Source organism: Nocardia sp. bgisy134, assembly GCF_965341865.1.
In the GTDB taxonomy this organism is placed as follows: domain Bacteria; phylum Actinomycetota; class Actinomycetes; order Mycobacteriales; family Mycobacteriaceae; genus Nocardia.
In genome coordinates, this window is record NZ_CBDQZP010000009.1 from 179,742 (window position 1) to 197,037 (window position 17,296).

The 17,296-nt window shown below is 69.4% G+C and carries 15 protein-coding genes; 3 read left to right on the forward strand and 12 right to left on the reverse strand.

Annotated features, from left to right (window positions below):
* Positions 1 to 149 precede the first annotated feature (149 nt).
* Complete coding sequence (locus ACRWNM_RS17910; protein WP_431968868.1) at positions 150 to 854, forward strand: TVP38/TMEM64 family protein; 705 nt, start codon at positions 150 to 152, stop codon at positions 852 to 854.
* A gap of 107 nt (positions 855 to 961) precedes the next feature.
* Here ACRWNM_RS17910 and ACRWNM_RS17915 read toward each other — a convergent pair whose 3' ends face one another.
* From ACRWNM_RS17915 to ACRWNM_RS17925, 3 genes are all read right to left on the reverse strand, one after another.
* Complete coding sequence (locus ACRWNM_RS17915; protein ID WP_431968870.1) at positions 962 to 1,894, reverse strand: DUF4344 domain-containing metallopeptidase; 933 nt, start codon at positions 1,892 to 1,894, stop codon at positions 962 to 964.
* Positions 1,895 to 2,222: 328 nt separating this feature from the next.
* Positions 2,223 to 3,128, reverse strand: a complete 906-nt coding sequence (locus ACRWNM_RS17920) for a S1C family serine protease (RefSeq protein ID WP_431969106.1) — start codon at positions 3,126 to 3,128, stop codon at positions 2,223 to 2,225.
* A gap of 209 nt (positions 3,129 to 3,337) precedes the next feature.
* Entirely contained in the window at positions 3,338 to 3,646 is a 309-nt protein-coding gene (locus ACRWNM_RS17925; protein ID WP_431968872.1) for a hypothetical protein, read from the reverse strand.
* A gap of 63 nt (positions 3,647 to 3,709) precedes the next feature.
* On the opposite strand from ACRWNM_RS17925, the gene ACRWNM_RS17930 reads away from it, so the two are divergent.
* Positions 3,710 to 4,825: an alcohol dehydrogenase catalytic domain-containing protein gene (locus ACRWNM_RS17930; protein WP_431968874.1), complete on the forward strand. Its 1,116-nt coding sequence runs from the start codon at positions 3,710 to 3,712 to the stop codon at positions 4,823 to 4,825.
* Between the two features lie 40 nt (positions 4,826 to 4,865).
* On the opposite strand, the gene ACRWNM_RS17935 is transcribed toward ACRWNM_RS17930, so the two are convergent.
* The 5 genes from ACRWNM_RS17935 to ACRWNM_RS17955 form a co-directional block, all read right to left on the reverse strand.
* On the reverse strand, positions 4,866 to 5,576 hold the full coding sequence (locus ACRWNM_RS17935; protein WP_431968876.1) for a hypothetical protein: 711 nt from the start codon (positions 5,574 to 5,576) through the stop codon (positions 4,866 to 4,868).
* 202 nt (positions 5,577 to 5,778) lie between these two features.
* Entirely contained in the window at positions 5,779 to 7,455 is a 1,677-nt protein-coding gene (locus ACRWNM_RS17940) for an asparagine synthetase B family protein (RefSeq protein WP_431968878.1), read from the reverse strand.
* Between the two features lie 13 nt (positions 7,456 to 7,468).
* Positions 7,469 to 8,779: a nucleotide sugar dehydrogenase gene (locus ACRWNM_RS17945; protein ID WP_431968880.1), complete on the reverse strand. Its 1,311-nt coding sequence runs from the start codon at positions 8,777 to 8,779 to the stop codon at positions 7,469 to 7,471.
* Between the two features lie 3 nt (positions 8,780 to 8,782).
* Complete coding sequence (gene asnB, locus ACRWNM_RS17950) at positions 8,783 to 10,564, reverse strand: asparagine synthase (glutamine-hydrolyzing) (RefSeq protein ID WP_431968882.1); 1,782 nt, start codon at positions 10,562 to 10,564, stop codon at positions 8,783 to 8,785.
* A gap of 119 nt (positions 10,565 to 10,683) precedes the next feature.
* Positions 10,684 to 11,505 (reverse strand): CorA family divalent cation transporter, encoded by an 822-nt coding sequence (locus tag ACRWNM_RS17955; protein WP_431968884.1) that lies wholly within the window; start codon positions 11,503 to 11,505, stop codon positions 10,684 to 10,686.
* Between the two features lie 217 nt (positions 11,506 to 11,722).
* On the opposite strand from ACRWNM_RS17955, the gene ACRWNM_RS17960 reads away from it, so the two are divergent.
* The gene (locus ACRWNM_RS17960; protein WP_431968886.1) at positions 11,723 to 12,682 is read left to right on the forward strand and encodes an Lrp/AsnC family transcriptional regulator; all 960 of its coding nucleotides are present in this window, start codon (positions 11,723 to 11,725) and stop codon (positions 12,680 to 12,682) included.
* On the opposite strand, the gene ACRWNM_RS17965 is transcribed toward ACRWNM_RS17960, so the two are convergent.
* The 4 genes from ACRWNM_RS17965 to ACRWNM_RS17980 all read right to left on the reverse strand — a co-directional run bounded on the left by ACRWNM_RS17965 (position 12,669) and on the right by ACRWNM_RS17980 (position 17,289).
* Positions 12,669 to 13,544 (reverse strand): VOC family protein, encoded by an 876-nt coding sequence (locus ACRWNM_RS17965; protein ID WP_431968888.1) that lies wholly within the window; start codon positions 13,542 to 13,544, stop codon positions 12,669 to 12,671. The genes ACRWNM_RS17960 and ACRWNM_RS17965 overlap by 14 nt on opposite strands.
* 117 nt (positions 13,545 to 13,661) lie before the next feature.
* On the reverse strand, positions 13,662 to 13,838 hold the full coding sequence (locus tag ACRWNM_RS17970; RefSeq protein ID WP_431968890.1) for a hypothetical protein: 177 nt from the start codon (positions 13,836 to 13,838) through the stop codon (positions 13,662 to 13,664).
* A complete protein-coding gene (locus tag ACRWNM_RS17975) occupies positions 13,838 to 15,490 on the reverse strand; it encodes a hypothetical protein (RefSeq protein ID WP_431968892.1) in 1,653 nt (550 codons plus the stop codon). The genes ACRWNM_RS17970 and ACRWNM_RS17975 overlap by 1 nt, the downstream gene beginning before the upstream one ends.
* On the reverse strand, positions 15,487 to 17,289 hold the full coding sequence (locus tag ACRWNM_RS17980; RefSeq protein WP_431968894.1) for a hypothetical protein: 1,803 nt from the start codon (positions 17,287 to 17,289) through the stop codon (positions 15,487 to 15,489). The genes ACRWNM_RS17975 and ACRWNM_RS17980 overlap by 4 nt, the downstream gene beginning before the upstream one ends.
* Positions 17,290 to 17,296: the final 7 nt, after the last annotated feature.

The following is a 17,296-nucleotide window of genomic DNA, read 5'->3' on the forward strand; positions in this document are numbered from 1 at the left end:
GCACCCGGGGTGCGCGCCCAAACCGTCGCATTCGCCCAGCTCAGCGAGCACTTCGGTTAACGAGCATTCGTCCCGTTTCCCTCGATGCTAGCGGCAGCGGCAGCATCGGTTGACCCTGGCCGCCACTACCAACCGGTAACCTGTCGCGGGTGACCAGGCTGTTCCGTAACCCGCGTATCCTCGCCTCGCTCGCCGGTGTGGGTGCGCTGTTCGTCGCGGTGCTGCTGGTCCCGCTACCCGGTCCGACGCAGATCCAGCAGTGGGCAGGCTCGGTCGGTCCGTGGTTCCCGCTGGTGTTCTTCGGGGTCTATTCGATTCTGGCAGTGGCGCCGCTGCCGCGCACGGTACTGACCGTCAGCTGCGGTGTGCTTTTCGGAGCATTGCCCGGCACCGCGGTCGCGCTCTCGGCCACGGTGGTCGCCGCCGGTCTGGCGCTCCTCTCGGTGCGCGCGCTGGACCGCACCAAAGTGGCGTCCCGGCTCACGCATCCCGCCGTACGGGCCATCGACGAACGGCTGGAGCGGCGCGGCTGGCTGGCCGTCGGTTCGCTGCGGCTCATCTCCTTCGCGCCGTTCTCGGTGGTCAACTACTGCTGCGGACTCTCCTCGATCCGCTTCTGGCCGTACCTCGCCGCCACCTTCGTCGGCTCGGCCCCCGGCACCATCGCCACCGTCATCCTGGCCGACGCCCTGACCGGCGGCTCCCATCCCGCCATGGTGATGGTCTCGGGCGTGTGCCTTGCCATCGGACTGCTCGGGCTGGTGGTCGACGCCCGCTGGCAGCCCGAAGCGCTACCGTCCGAAGCCCTACCGTCCGAGGATCTGCTCGCCGAACCGCTGGCCGTCCGCGACTGACCGGATCACACGGCTCGCGTCCGGTTCGGCCACTGCACTCGATCGCATTCCGGCGACGCGGCGCGCGCACAGGGCAACCCCGAATCAAGAGGGAAGACCGGCCAGCTCTACCGGGTCGTTGTCGTGGCAGGTGCCGCACCCGTGGTCGTGGCGCCGGTGGCGTCGGAAACGCCGAGGTTCACCTTGATATAGGGCTTCAGCAGGGTCTCCCACGAACCGCGCATCTTCTTGTACTCGTCGACGCAGCTGATGGCACGCTCCAACGGCAGGCGCCCCTTCTGATCCGGCTCACCCGGCATAGTCACGAGAACACCGAGCACGTCGGGTAGTGCGCCGTAGTCCCAGCACAGCAGGTTGTAGGCACGTACCTGGGAGAGGGAGTGTTCGTCGGCGAAGGAGTGCGCGTCGAAGGTGCCCGGATCGTCGGAGATGTCGAACCAGAAGTCGGCCGCCGCGGCCACGCTGCCGACCCCGGTGGGGCCGGGGGTGGTCAACTCGAGCAGGGCGGCGAGCTGGTCCGCGGAGTCCTCTTCGCGTCCCGTCGTGGGCAGTGAATACACATCGATCGCCATGTGTCCGGACTCGTGGAAGGTGATCATGCGTGTCACGCCGTCGAAGTACAGGTTGAAATAGTCAGGGCGTCCCTCGGACTGCGCCCTCGCATACTTCTCGGCCTCCCCGAACATCTCGTAGCAGAGGACGATCGATTGCTTCTCGGGGTCCCAATAGGCGTTGAACCCGCCGCATTCCATGCCGACGACCGGAACATCCTTCGGCAGCCGGTACATCGCACCCAACGCCTCGGCCAGGTCTTCGATGACGTGGTTGTCCTGAGCGACGCTCTTACCGTCCTTCGCCAGCTCCGAAAGCATCGCACGGTCGTACTTGGGCACGAATTTCCCGGTGTCCGGCGCCTGGCCCGCGGTCGCGGTGGTCGTCGCCGCCGACGCAGGCTTCTCCCCGTCGTCCGCCGTACACGCCGCTGTCGCCGCGACCACCATCGCCGCGGTCCCGGCCCATCGACACCAATTGGGAACCATCGAAATCCGCCTTTCCATACCGCAGGACCCCAACACTCGATGATTGCCACATGGTAGCAACGCCGCGTACTCGACACCGTGGGTTTCCCTCGTATCGCCGAGGCCTCACGTCACACCATGACGTTCACCGATACACCGGCCAATCCGAGGATCGCCTGCCAGAAGGCCGCCCCGAACTGAACAAGATGGCATTTTCCATGCAGATTCGAACAGTCCCCGAGAGGACGGTTTCGGCAAGGTGCGTCGATGTCGCGTACCAGCGGTTGGCCGTCGGCAGCCCGGATTCGCCAGGCCGCATCGCAGACAAACCGCCGTTGCTATCGAGTAGCTAGTCGACGGTCAGTTCGCTCGGTACGGCGATCACGTCGACCATCGCGCCGTTGCGCAGCACGGTGACCGGGGTGGGTCGGCCGATGGCGTCGGCGAAGAGCTGACGCTGGATGCCCTGGGCGTCGCGGACTTCCGACCGCCCGACACTGAGCACCAGGTCGCCGCGGTACAGCCCGGCGGTGTCGGCGGGCGCGCCGCGCACCACCTCGACGATGCGCACCCCTGCCTGTTGTCCGGTCCGCTCGGCCACGTCGGACGGCAACGGGGCCGGGACACCGACCAGTCCGAGGTAGGCGCGGCGGACACGGCCCTCGGAATGCAGGGTGGCGATGATGCGTCGGGTCGTGGCGTTGATCGGAATGGCAAGTCCCAGGCCGATTCCCGCGACGGCGGTGTTGATGCCGACCACCCGGCCCGCCGAATCCGACAGCGCTCCACCGGAATTGCCGGGATTCAGCGCGGCGTCGGTCTGGATGACGTCCTCGATGACCCGTCCGGCGCGGCGCGAGGCGACCGGCACCGCCCGCCCGAGCGCGCTGACCACGCCCGCGGTGACCGAACCCGCCAGACCCAGCGGACTGCCCACCGCGACGACCAACTGACCGACCACGAGCTTGTCGGCGTCGCCGAGCACCGCCGCGCCGGGCCCGCCACCGCCCCGCACGCGCAGCACGGCCAGGTCCGAGAGCGGGTCGATGCCGACCACCTCGAAGCGGGATTCGACGCCGTCGGCGAACACCACCTCGCCGCGCGTGGCCGCGCCGATGACGTGGGCGTTGGTGAGCAGGAATCCGTCGTCGGTGAACACCACGGCAGAACCGCTCCCCCGCCGGGTTCGCAGGCTCGCCACGTGTGGCGTGACCGATTGGGCCACCGCGATCACCGTTCGCGAGTACGCGTCCATCGCATCGTCCACACCGACCACCCTCTCGCCATCGAAACCAGGCACCTCCCAGGATGCCCCCGCCCGCAGCGCCGCGCACCGTCTTTTGCACCGAGCGAAAACCGCCGGGCGCGGCGGGCGAAAGTTCAGTTGTCCAATCGAATTCCTCGTCGCGGAACGTCACATGACGCCCTTGTCATCGATGCGCCGCGTCAAGACCGCTGAACATGTCAAGCCGCCCGGCGCCGCCGCCGCGGGCGATCCACGCCGCATTCGGCGACCGAGGTCGTTCGGCGGACAATTTCCAGCACGATCGCCTGTTCACCGGCACCACCGATCCCGATCGAACAAACGGCGAAATGGCCGCGAAGGTGGCCTCGAGTCAGTTTTCGTCCGCGAAACCGAGGTGAATTCAGGATGTTACGGCGTTCATGTCGAAGACCGCCGGGTACCGCCACCATGAAGCAGTGGCGAATCACGATCATCGATCCGCCGACGATCGGGTCCGTTAAACTCCCCGTGTGGCGGAATGCGCCCATCAAGCCGAATCCCGCACACATCGATCATCTGCTTCACCGACGATTCCGAACAAGGAGTGCGAAGTGGATTATGCCGGAACATCCGAGGATCGGATAATACGCGCGCGTTGCCTCGTCGTACCGCCCGATTCCACGGGCGCGCCGCGCGAGGTGATCAGAACGATGGATGCCATCGATCCGCGCGGCCCCTTGATTCGCACCCTGGAGGTGGGCGTCTGCGGGACCGACATCCAAATCGTCGCGGGGACAGAGGGACAGCTACCCGCGTCGGCGGACGAAATGGTGCTCGGCCACGAGGTCCTCGGGCGGGTGGTGCACAGTTCGACGCCCGGAATCGAAACCGGTCAGTTGGTCACCTGCGTGGTCCGCGATCCCGATCCGGTGCCGTGTAGCCAATGCCGCCGGGGCCGACCCGACCTGTGCAGCAACGGATCGTGGAAAGAGCGCGGCATTCGCGAACTCGACGGCTTCATGGCCGAGTACTGGCGCGCGCCTGCCGACAAACTCGTCCCCGTTCCGGAGGAGCTGATCCACCTCGGCGTGCTGATCGAGCCCGCATCCATCGTGGTCAAGGCGCTGGACACGCTGCGAACGATGGACCAGCGGCTGGGCATGTCGGATCCGTCCGGCCATACGCTGGTGATCGGCTGCGGCATCATCGGCCTGCTCACCACCGCCTTCCTGCGATTCGCGGGACACAAGGTGACCGTGGTGGATCCCGCGCCGCCGGGTTCGCTCGCGGCCCAGGCGGCGACCTCTTTCGGCGCGGAATACCAATCCCACCAACTGGTTCCCGGCGACATGGTGACCGAGCAGACGATCGCGGCCCACCGCAGCATCATCGACGCGGCGGGCGTGGCGTTCCTGCCGCGGTTGCTGGCGACACACGGCGCGGAGAACGCGTCCTGCTGCGTAGTCGGCCTGCCGAGCGGGCAGCACGCCGAGGTGGACGGCGGTGCGCTGCTCGGCACCATGGTCAAGCGCAATCAGGTGCTGTTCGGCGTCGTCAACTCCTCGCGGGTGCATTTCGAGGACGCGATCGATCTCTTGCGCGAGGTCGATGCCACCTGGCCCGGCGTCATCGGCTCGACGACGACGCGCATTCCCTTCGATCGTTTCCGGGAAGCGTTTCTCCCGCACGCGCGGGCGGGCGCGAAAGAAATTCTCGTCTTCCGATAATTCTCTGCGGAAAAATGTAGCGGCGGCACTCGAACCGCCGCTACATCTCTTCGTATCCGATTATTCGAATGTTGCTGTATTCGAGCCCGTCCAATTCACAATGCACGGCCACGAGAAAATCCTTTTTGTCGCGGATGAGATTCCAGACATCGGTGCCCCTGGCCACCCGCTCGAGCAGTGCGATGGTGGCGATCAGCGTGCCGAAGGCCCAGACGCCGAACAGCGCGACGCACCGTTTCCCGGACGGCGTGCGGCTGACCGCGATGAATCCGTAGTCCTCGAGCAGCGAGCCGTTCTCGTCCGCGGTCACGTCGTAACTCATCGAACCGTAGGACGCCACGTGCTCGGGATAGCGAATCTGGAACTTCGGAAAGCACCGCTTGAGAAGATTCCCGGTCAACCTGTTGACGCTCGGGCCGCCGATGAGAATCGTCAGACCGTGAGTGTCCTGGTAGGCGTCCTGGGTGCTGATACTGATCCGATTCCGATTCCCGAGCCCGCGCCAGGCCAGCACGGCCTCGGCGATCGCGCCGCCCTCCGCCATCGGCATCACCCGGACATTCGGCGGCATCTCCGCCTTCTGATCGGTGCCGTAGATCGAGAGCCAGCCGGCATGGAAATCGGGGATCACTATCTGAATGTCCTGGCCTTCGGCCAGGACATTCAGGTGTCCGAATTTACGCCGGACCCGCGTCGCGTCGTAGAACCGCGTCACCCCGAACGTGGTGGTCGCGACGATCAGTCCCGACACGATACTGAGTAGCCAGGTAACCATCGAGCGTCGAATCCTGTCTTCGAGAAATGGTCAAAGGCCATCCGATCACTCTGCGAGCGGTACTCGTGACGGGCTCGGCAGCGAAGAGGGCCGCCATTCGGATAGTGCCAGTTTCGGCTTGCGGTGTCCCGGGATTCGCGGACTCGCGCCGAAGTCGTCCGCACCGCAGCGTAATCCACTATCGTGCGGCGGGCTCCGTCGTACCGCCGGGCACGGTCCCGTCCGAGCTCCGCGGCGGCAACGCGCTCAGCCACGCGTCGAGGAACCACAGCGCCCACAGGATTCCGCTCTTGTCGTCGAGCCCGCGGTCGTGCGAGTCGATCAGTGCCCGAACTCGTTTCTCGCCCAACAGCTCCGTGGCCACCGTGCCGTGCGGCAGCGCGTCGTGCAGGTGGGCGCGCAGTGGGCCGCGGAACCACTCGGCGAACGGGATCCAGAACTTGTGCTTCCTGCGCTTCAGTATGCGATCGGGCAGGTGCGCCGCGATACCCGCCCGCAGCATGGCCTTGCCGTCCAAGGCCCGGTAGCGCTGATCGGCGGGCATCCCCGCGACGAACGACAGCACGCGCGGATCGGCGAACGGCAAGACGCTGGTCATCCCGGCGCCGCCGAAGGTGTGGTGGTCTTTGCGATACACGCCCTCGGTCAACCAGGTCTTCCACTGGCCGAACAGCAAACGGTCCAGCGCGGTGTGCGCTCGATGCTCCTCGTACAGACCGGCCAGAACGCCGAGCGCGAGGTCCTCGCCCCCGCCGAGCGCGTCGTACATCAGCGCGCGATCCTCCGGACTGCCCAGCCCGATCTGCCCCAGGTAGTACCGCGCCAGGTCCGTCGATTCCGCGGGGAGAGGCACGAGGTGGATGTCGTCGTGCGGCGACATCGGGAAACCCATCACCTCGTCGCCGCCTTCGCCCGTGACGATGTGCGAGCATCCCAACTGCGCGGCGCGCTCGGCGATCGCTTGCGTGGCGACGATCGCCTGGTCGGCGTTCGGACTGTCGAAGGCGCGCACCATGTTCGGCAGGCGCTCGACGATCTCGGGCCCGACCGGCACCACGACGTGGTCGAATCCGAACCGTTCCGCGACGATCGCGGCGTATTCGGTTTCGTCGTACCCGGCCTCGCGGAACGACGCGGTGAACGCGGTCGGTCCGATCCCCAACCGGGTGGCGAGCACGGTGGCGTTGGTGCTGGTGTCGATGCCGCCGCTCAGCATCATGCCCACGCGCTCCGCGGGCGCGATGCGGCGGGCGAGCGAATCGGTGAGCAGGTCGAGCACCTCGGCCGCCAGCTGCTCGGGCGCGATCGCGTCACCCGCCGACGGCTCCGCAGGCCGCGGGAGCGAGGCGTGGTGACGCACGTGGCAGCCGCCGCCCCGCCGGGTCACCACGGCGCCCGGAGGCAGCCGCCGCACCCCGTCGAAGATCGAAAACGGCGCGGGGACATATTGAAACGTCAGATACAGGGCGAGACCTTCGCGCGACACCGTGCCGGTCCCGACGTCGCAGGGCCGCGACCCGAACGCGAACGCCGAGCCGGAGTCGCGATAGCACGCGTGCCCGAATCCGCCGGGGTCGCTCACCAGGTGCGTCTGCCCGCGGGAACGATCGTGCACGACGGCGACGTAGTGCCCCTCCTGCGCGGCTACGGCCGACATCCCCTGCTTGCGATAGAGCGCGAGCAGCTCCGCCGCGCCGCCGCCGGAGCAGAGCCAACCGTCGAGAACGCAGACCGCGTCGTCGGTCTCCTCGACGCTGTACTGCGCGCCGTCGGCCGAGACGACGATGTCGTCCACCGCGCGCCGCCAGCCGCCGTAACCGCCACCTTCGGCACGCGGCCGGACCACAATCCCCATGGCGACATCCCTTCTACTTCGCGTCGACGTCCTGTTCCGCGGCGCCGGGGTCGCCGGCGCCGCCCGCCCGTCCGACCCCTCGATAGCGCAGCCCCGCCGCCTCGACATCGGACCGCGCGAGGGCGTTCTTGGCGTCCACGACAAGGCAATCCGGCCGCGCCAGTTGCGCCAGCGCGGTCCAGTCGAGGGCGAGCACGTCCGGGAACTCGGTCAGCACGAGGACGACGGAGGCATCGAGGACGGCCTCCTTGATGCCCGCCGTGCGCCGGACACCGGGGAACAGGTCGGCGAAAACCTCTTGGCTCAGTACCGGATCCCAGACCCGGACGTCGGCGGCGATCGCCGCGAGCTCGGGCACCACCGTCCGGCTCGGCGCCGCTCGCATGTCGTCGCTGCCCGGTTCGTAGAGCAATCCCAGCACGGCGACCTCCGGCGGTGCGCCCGGCGCCGTTTCGTGCGCGACGATCTCGACCGGGAATCGCAGCTGGCGGTCATTCAGCTCGGCGACCGATTCGAGCATTCTCATCGGTCGTCCACGACGACGGGCGGACCGGGTCAACGCGGTGACGTCCTTGCCGAGGCAGGAGTCGCCGTATCCGATGCCGGGGCGCCAGAATCCCTGCCCCATACGGGGATCCAGCGCCACACCGTCGAGCACGGCGTCCACGTCGATGCCGTGGTCGCCGCAGAAGTTCGCGATCTCGTTCGCGAAGCTGATCTTGGTGGCCAGGAAGGCGTTGCTGGCGTACTTCACCGCTTCGGCCTCGGTCGGACCGACCACCAGCCGCGGCGCGGTCATATCGTGGTACAGCGCACCGAGCAGCGGCAGCAGCTCACGGTTCCACAGCCCGAGGACGATGCGGTCCGGCGCTCGCCAATCCGCAAGGGCGCGGCCCTGATTCAAGAATTCCGGATTGTGCGCGTAGACACGCCGGAGCGCGGGGAACCGCGCCGCCCACTCTTCGCTGGTACCCGGCGGGATCGTGCTTTTCACTACGACGAGATCCGGAAGCGATCCGGCCGAGAGCAGCTCCGCGAGCACGGACTGCACGTTGCCCAGGTCGACGGCGCCGGTCGCGTCGAGCGGCGCGGAGACCGCGATGATCACCGCCCGGACCGGAACGTCGAGCGTCCGCTGGAACGTCACCGTGGTGGTGAGCAGCGCCTCCGCGACGTCCGGCTCGTGGAACGGGCAGCACCGCTCGCGCAACAGGGCGACGCGGCGCTCGTCGTGATCGATGCCGAGGACGTCGTGGCCCGACGCCGCGAGTCCGAGCGCCGCCGTGAGGCCGACATACCCCATGCCGATCACTGCCACCTGCATCGATCATCTCCTCGCACGAGCGACATTGCGCCGACACCACATTTCGAGCATCAGGGCTTTGAACGAGAAGGGCGAGCCCGCCCCGTCCGGGAAGTCGGCGACCGAAAGCCGCCGGGCGGCGAATTCGGTGAGAATGCCGCGGCGCACCAGCTCGCCGCCGGGCAGCAGGTCGCCGTAGGCCCGCAGGAAGGCGGCATGCCACGCGCGCAACGGCGGCGAGAAGCTCTGCTTGGGCCGGTCGGCGATCCGCGCGGGAAGGAGCGCGTAGGCCGCCTCCCTGAGCCGCTGTTTCGGCGGGTCACGGTGATCCGGCCGAGTCTTGCGCGTACCGACCACGGCCTCGACCAGGCGGTGATCGACGAACGGCGCACGCAGTTCGACGGAGTTGGCCATGCCGAGCCGATCGCACTGGGCGATGCCGTTCTCGCGCAGATAGGTTCCGGCGATCAACCCGGTCAGATCGATATCGGGGCGAGCGCCGGAGGGCTCGAACTCGGTCCGCGCCGCATCGCGCATCGCTTCGCCGAAATAGCCCGGCCCGTCCCGGTCGGCCTCTCGGAAGTCCGGATCCAGCTGGTAGAACACCAGTTTCCCGCGCGCTTCGCTCAGCGCGACGGCCCGCCGCACCCACGGGTAGCCCCAGAAGAGCTCGTCGGCGCCCTGACCTTGCAGCATCACCCGCACGCCCGCCTCGGCCGCCGCGCGCATGACCGCGTGGTAGCAGATACCCGCGAAGTCGGCGACCGGATCGTCCTGCGCCGCGACGACGACGGGCAGATCCGCGGTGGCGCGCGCGGTGTCGATCTCGATCTCGTGGAACGGCATGCCGAGCGAGGTCGCCAGCTGCCGCGCATGGTGTCGTTCGTCGTTGGCCGGTCGGCCCGCGTAGCCCACCGAGAAGGCCCGCACCGGTGCGGCGCAGAACTTGGCCGCGAGCGCCGCCACGACGCTCGAATCGAGTCCGCCGCTGAGCGAAATGCCCAGCGGCCGATCGGTTCTGGTGACCAGCGGACCGAGTCCGGTGAGAATCTCGCCGACGAGCTCGGCGCACGAACCGTCGATCGGCTCCACGTCCTCGAGACGCCAGTAGGGTCGTGACCGTACCCGCCACGGCCGGATGTCCACCGTCACGACGTGTCCGGCCGGAACTTTGCGCACATCGCGCAGGATGCTGCGCGGCTCGGGCACGTATTCGAGGTGGAAGAAGTCGGCCACGCCGTCCGGATCGAGTTCGACCGGGACGCCCGCGGCCGTCAGCGCTTTCGCTTCGGAGGCGAACAGCAGTCCGTCCGGTCGTTCCGTGTAGTAGAGCGGTTTCTCCCCCATCCGATCGCGCGCCAGCGTCAGCCGACCCCTGCGCCGGTCCCACAGGGCGAACGCGAACATGCCACGCAGGTGATCGACGGCGCGTTCGCCGTGCTCCTCGTACAGATGCAGGATCACTTCGCAATCGCCGTCGGTGGTGAAGACGTGGCCGCGCCGTCGCAGCCCCTCACGCAGTTCGGCGAAGTTGTAGATCTCGGCGTTCGCGACGAGGACCAGCTCACCGCCGGCGCACGATCCGCCGTCGGCACTGCGCAGCGGCTGCGATGAGCCGGAGACGTCGATGATGGCCAACCTGGTGCACCCGAGGGCGAGCGATGGGTCCGCGAACACCGCCGCGGCATCGGGTCCGCGATGGCTCAACGCTGCGGTCATCCGCTCGACGAGATCGATACGCGACGGAAAGCCCGATCTGGCGACGTGGCCACTGATTCCACACAAGGCCCGCTCCGTTCTTCCCACCCGCGGGTCTGTCGAATACTACCCGGCGGCGCGGCGCGGAACGGCCGGATCGCGAGGACGAGTTCGGCTGGGAGACTGGGATTTTCAGCGCAGGTTTCGGTAGCGGTACGGCTGCCGGATCAGCCGAGGACCACCAGGTAACACAGGGCGAGGATGCCGAGGGAGACCAACGCGGCCGACAAGGCCAGGATCTTGACGATTCTGGCGTGCTGTATCTCGACGCGCAGCAGCAGCGCGTGCTGCAAGTAGCGGATGCGATCGTGTTCGGCGTCCGCTCGCCCGTGCACGTCGGCGATGTCGGCGAGCAGGTCGCCGATCGCGCCGTCCAGATCCGCGGTGCGGCCGCCGTGCTCGGCGAGCAGGCGGCGTCCGGCGCGGACCAGGTCGCGCTGGGTGTCCCGCACCCGGGTGACGGCGCCTTCCACGGCGTCCATCCGGGCCAGGGCGGCACGCAGATCGGCGATCTCGCCGGTCCGGTCGCTCCCGTCGACGGCGGCGTCCATGTCGCGAGCCAACGCGTCCGATTCCTCCCGCGCGTGCCCGAGCACCCCCTCGGCGGCCTCGTTCAGCGAGCGCAGCAGGGCGTAGAGCACGCCGTGCGGGGAACCGGCGAGGGCGGGCCTGCGCCCCATCTCGGCGACGGCGCGGTCGAATGGGTCGAACGGTTCCGCCGAATACACGGTGACCACGAAATCGCCGCCGAGCGCGAACACGATCGTCTCGCGCCGCGCGGCGTCGCCGCGCAGATAGGTCGCGGTGACCGGGAGGTAGACGAAATCGCCGGTTTCCCAGATGCGGTCGTGGGTGCGGGAGAAATCGATGCCGAGGCGTTCGCGCAACACCGCGGCGGTGTCCTCGTCGGATGCGGTCAGCGGAATCCAATGCAGCCCGAGCACTTCGGTGTCGAAACGATCGGTGGGCGTGCTGAGCGCGCTGGTCATCTCGGACTCCGAGTCGGCGTTCCGATGGTTGTATCCGGCATCCGCCGCTCACCCCGCTTCGCTCGTCAGGCTGCTGTGTGGCGCGATACGCGCCACCGTCCATTAGTAACCGGCGTCTCCGGCCGCGTCAATCGAGGCGGATGTGCGGTTCCCCACGCTCGCGTTCACGTATTCGCCGTGGCCGCAGCGAGTTCCACGCCCGCCGTATCCTTGACTGGTGGAATCTGCGACGCTCGACGTGGTCGACCTCGGGTTGCTGCACGCCCTGCAGGTCGACGGGCGGGCGCCGTTCAGCAGGATCGCGCAGGTGCTGTCCGTCTCGGACCGCACCGTGGCGCGGCGGTTCGCGCGGCTGGCCGCGACGGGCGCGGTGCGGGTCACCGGCGTGACCGACAGCGGACGCACGGGCGGCGCGGAATGGGTGGTTCGCCTCCGGGTCCGGCCGCACCGGGCGGATGATCTGGCGCTGGCGCTGTCCGCCCGGCCGGACACCGCGTGGGTGACGGTGCTGTCCAGCGGCGCCGAGATCGTCTGCGTCTTCCGTACGGCGGCCGCCGAATCCGCACCATTGTCCGCGCTGGCGAGGCATTCCGACATCCTCGGCGTCGACGCGCAGCGACTCGTTCGCCATCTCACACGTCAGCGCTGGCGCGGCCGCACCTCCGCGCTCGACGCCGACCAGGTGGCCGCGCTGCGCCCCGCACAGCCGGCCCAGAGCGCGCCGGTCGCCCTCGGCGACCTGGATAGGCGCATGCTGCCCCGGTTGGCCGCCGACGGGCGAGTCGCCTATCCGAGTCTGGCCGGTGCGCTCGGCTGGTCGGAGTCCGCGGTACGCCGCAGGCTGGACGAGCTGCGGCGGGCCCGCGTGCTCGGCTTCGACGTCGAGGTGGACGCCGCGCTGTTCGGTTACGGCTTCCAGTGCGTGCTGTGGCTGACGGTGGCGCCCCGGCATCTCACCGCCGTCGGCGCGGCGCTGATCGAGGACCCCGAGATCGCGTTCGCGGGCGCGATCACCGGACCGCACAACATCATCGCCGTTGCGGTCTGCCGCGACGCCGACGCGGTGTTCGACTACGTCGTCGACCGGGTGGGCGCGCTGCCCGGCGTGACGCGTCTCGACACCGCGGCGGTCACCAGGTACGCCAAACGCGCGGCGCCCGCGCTCATCCCGCGGTGAAGAACAGACCCGCTCCGTAGGCGTCGCGGCCGGAGACGAAGAATCCGCCTCGCACCTCACGCGTGGGAATGCCGCCGTGCTCGACCACCCCGCGCGCCGCGGAGACGTCGGCCACGCGGATCGTCATGGCGGCGAGATACGAAGGGGCCGGATCGGGTTCGCCGGGCAGCACGGCGGCGACATCGGCGGCGCGCAGCAGTTCCAGGCGCACGTCCTTCTGTTCGAGAACGGACAGCGGTCCGTCCGCCACCCATTCGGCTCCGAGCAGGTCGGCGTATCGCCGCGCGATGCCGTCGTATTCCTCGGCGGCCGCCACGATCAGCACCGCGGCAATGCCGCGCGCGCCGTTCGGATGCGTCAGATAGCGCGGCTGGTGCACGAAGTCGCGCGTGAGGTGTTGCGCGAGACCGATGTAGCCCTCCGGCGTGGTGCGCGGATCCAGGTGCACGGCGCGCGCCCGGACCGTGCGCGGTCCGTCGGCGGTCTCGACGTCGCGCTCGAGGTCGAGCACGCCGGAGGTCCGCATCCCCAGCGCCGCCAGCCGGTCGTGCGTGCGCGCCGCGTCCTCGGTGTCGAGGTTGAGAATGCGGAATCCCTCGTACCGATCGGCCATTGCCTTGGTGTGCCACGGGTCGGGCGCGGACTCGTCGACGATGCCGAGCAGTTCGATATAGGACCCGCCGAACAGGGCGCACAGATTCGCGGTGCAGCCCGGCTGCGGCGGCTCGCCGGGCCGTGCGCTCAGTAGGTGCCGCGAGCGCGGGCTGAGGGTGAAACCCATGGCGCGGTAGACGCTTTCGAGTCCGTCGAGATCGCGGGTGAGGATGCCGGTGTGGTGCACGGCGGTGATGTGGTTGACCATGGCCTCAGCCTGCGGGCCGCTGCCGCCGAGCACCCGTCCCCGGCCGGGCCGCGCCGGATTCCGGCACGGGCGCATCGCGGCCGGGCGGATTCCGACGCGCCGGATCCTCGTCCGGAGTCAGCGATCCGGGTCGAGCGCCGCGCGCAGTTCCTCGGTGTGCACGGTGGCGCCGTCGAGCAACTTCGCCTCGGTGATCTCCAGCCTGCCGGTGACCAGATCCAGCGCCAAGCGCAGCACTTCGCGCTCGGTCGGCGCGACCACCTGCGACTGCTCGAGCGACCGATCAGGACGCATCACCCACTGGTCACGTTCTCGTCGAGCGGCAAGGGCCACCGGTTCGCGCTGGAGCGCGGGGTGACCCCGTGCCGTGTGATCGCCTCGGCCCGATAGTGATTCGCCGTCATCGCGGCGGGGTACAGCGCCTGGGCCTCGGCCAGCCAGCCGGTCGCCTCCTCGACCGCGAGCGCGGGTGGCCGCGCCGGATCCGGCCCGAGCGCCTCGTCGGCGCAGCGTGGGTCGGCGATCACCGCCGCGGCGAGATGCTGGAGGCAGCGGGCGATGCCGTGATCGTCGCGCAACGCCTGGTAAGCGGTCAGCGACAGCCGCCAGCAGCGCAGCGCGCGCGTCCCTTCGCCGCGAGCCCACCAGACGTGGCCGAGGATCTCGTGCATGTGAGCGCGACCGTCCGGATCGCGGCCCTGCCTGGTCAGCGCCTCGGCCAATTCCAGGCGGTCCTGCGCGTCGTCGAGCAGACCCTGACGCAGCAGCACCACACCGAGGTTGACCAAGGCGCAGACCTCGCCCGGGATGTCCTCGCGCGGCAGCGACCACCAGACCCGATCCAACCGCAGGCGCGCCTGCTCCAGCTCCGCGGCGGTGCTCGCCGACGGGTCGGCGCCCAGCGTTTCGAGCGCTTTCGCGTGTTCGTAGCGTGCGGTCAGATCGGCGTAGCGACCTGCGTCGCCGCCGCGGCGCGGCGGTTCGGCGTCCGGCTGCGCGCGCAGCCGCACCTGCGCGGCGTGCGCGCCGAGCGCGTCCAGCTCGGGCAAGTGGCACAGTTTCAGAGCCAGCTCGGCGTCGTGTCCGCCGGTGCGCGCGTGCCAGACGTCCAGGGAGTCGGCGATCCGGATCAGGCCCGGTATCGCGGTCCTCGGCAGCTCGGCCCCGAAGGACGCGCACTCGATCACCAATCGCCGCAGGAACGGTTCCTCGGCCTCGAACCACCCACGCCCCGCGGCGGCGAAACGCGGCGTGCCGAGACCGATCGCCCACCGCTCGGCGCGCTCCGCGTGATGTCCCACCAGCGCCGTCACCGCGGCTTTCCAGCGCAGCCCGGACCGTGCCTCGGCCGGGGTCGGCGCACCGGGCGCCGCGACGACCCAGTACTGCTGCACTCCTCCGGCACCCCGGACGAATCCCCCATCCGAAAGCTCGGCGAGCAGCAGCGGCGCGGTGGTCGACGCGGGCGCACCGTCGGACGGATCGCGGGCGGGCGCGTCGAGTACGGCCGTGAGCACGGCGAGCAGCGCGGCCGCGCTGTATTCGCGCACCGGCAGCTCACCGAGCACCGCAGCCTCCTCGTGGGTGGCGGCGTACAGCGTCGTCAGCGGCGGCGCGGAGGTGGTCGGGCCTGCCCCGATCGGCGTCTGCGCGTCGTCGAACTCGCTGAGCAGCTCCAGTTCCCGTGCGGTGTGCGGGCTTTCGCGAAGCCTGCGCCGTTCGGCATGCAGCCAGCGACCGACGAGGAACACCACGGCGAGCAGCGCGACCGCCAACAGTCCCACCGACAGCACCACGCCGACACCGCGTTCGAGGAAGAGGCTGGACACGATATTGATGACCAGCCCGAGGAGTACTGCGCCCGCCAGCGCGCCACCGCCGAACCGAAAGCGCAGCAGCGCGGGCGGGGGCGCGGCGACCCCGGGAGACGGCGGCGGCGCGTTCATCGCAGCGCTCCCCCGGTCAGTCCCGGCACGAGGAATCGGCGCCAGGTCGCCAGCAGCAACAGGACGGGCACGATCGCGAACACCAGCGACCCGGCCGCCAATTGCGGCAGGTTCTCCTCGTACTGGCGGGCCTCGCCCCACAGCAGCAGCGACCACGGGCTGACTCCCGCACCGCTGATCATCAGGCTGACGAAGAAGTCGTTCCACACCAGGATGAACTCCAGCACCGCCGCCGTGACCACGGCGCGACCGGCGCCGTCCCACAGCCGTCGCGCCACGGCGCCGGGTCTGGCCAGCCCGTGCAGCGCGGCCGAACTCGGATTCTCCTCGGCCGCTCGCATCGCACCGCGCAGGATCAGCACGCTGACCGGCAGTCCCGCGGCGCCGTGCACCAGCATCAGCGGGTACTGGGTGCCGGACAGCCCGAAGGACTCGCTCACCTGGTCGATCGGCCCGAGATACATCTGGGCGGGCAGCACGGCGAGCACGACCAGGGCGGTGACGACGAGGCGAACAGCCCACGTGTCCGACGGCGTTGTGGCCAGCCACCGTGCGACCGGCAGCGCGGCCGACACCGCGAGCACGGTCGCGACCGTCGCCACCAGCGCGGTCAGCCCCAGCGTCGAGGGCAGCCCGGCCTGCCAGACGCGCCCGATCGCGGGCCAGCCGAGACCGTCCGGCCGCCGCATCGAAACCCACGCCAGCATCAGCAGCGGTGCCACGGAGACGACGGCCATCAGCACCGCGAATCCGGTGGCGAGCCCTCCGGCCCGCCGCGCACCGTACGCTTCGTGCGCGCTCGGGTGCGGCGGCAACCGCAGTTCGCGCGCGCCACCCGCCTGCCACAGCGCGAACGCGCAGACGCCGACCAGGACGGCCAAGGGAACCGAATAGGTCGCCACCCCCGCGGGGCCCTCCGTGGTGAGCAATCGCCACCAGCGCACGGTCGCGCTGTCGCTGTCGTACTGGTAGGCCGAGGGAATGCCGATGAGGATGACATCGAACACCCTGGCCGCCGCGACGACCGCCGCGATCCCGGCGATCAACACCACCGGCTGCACCAGCTGCCGAGCGCGCCACGCCATGACCGCGAACCGGAAACGCCCGGTCGGCGCGTTGAGGTACCCCCAGCGCACCGGGTCGGTCTCGATCGCCCGCAGACCCGCCGAGAACATCCCGGTGAGGAACCCGAACCAGGTCCAGCAATACGCGAGCACCGGCATCCACCGGTAACCGGACTGGAACGTCGCGACATTGCCCTCGGGCACCGCCGCCTCGAACATCACCCGGAACGCGAGGCCCGAGACGAAAGCGGCGACGCCGAACGGCACGACCAGCGGCAGCCACAACCACCGCACGTCGCGACTCCACCACGCGGTGCACAGCGCGGCCGTCATGACGCCGAGTCCGGCCAGCACGAAGAGCAGCGTCCGGCGGTAGACGCCCAGCGCGTCCGCGTCCGCGTTCACGACGAACAGCAGCGGCCCCGCCACCAAGAGAGCGACGGCGGCGACTTGCGCGACGACCCGCGACGCGCCGTGCGCGAACAATCGCGTCACGATCACGGTCCCGACGCCGACGGCGAAAACCAGCAGCGGCACCCACACCCACGTTCCCGCGGTGAGCAGCGTCCAGCCGGAAGCTAGCAGCAGGAGCGCCGCGAGCGACCACGCGGGCGCCACCCTGGCCCACTCCCATCCGCGCCAGGGATGGCGACCGCCGATCAGCGCCCCGCGCATGCGCCGGGTGGCGAGCTCGAGATGCAGTCCGTTGCTGGAGAATCCTGGCGGCGTCGTCATCGTCGCG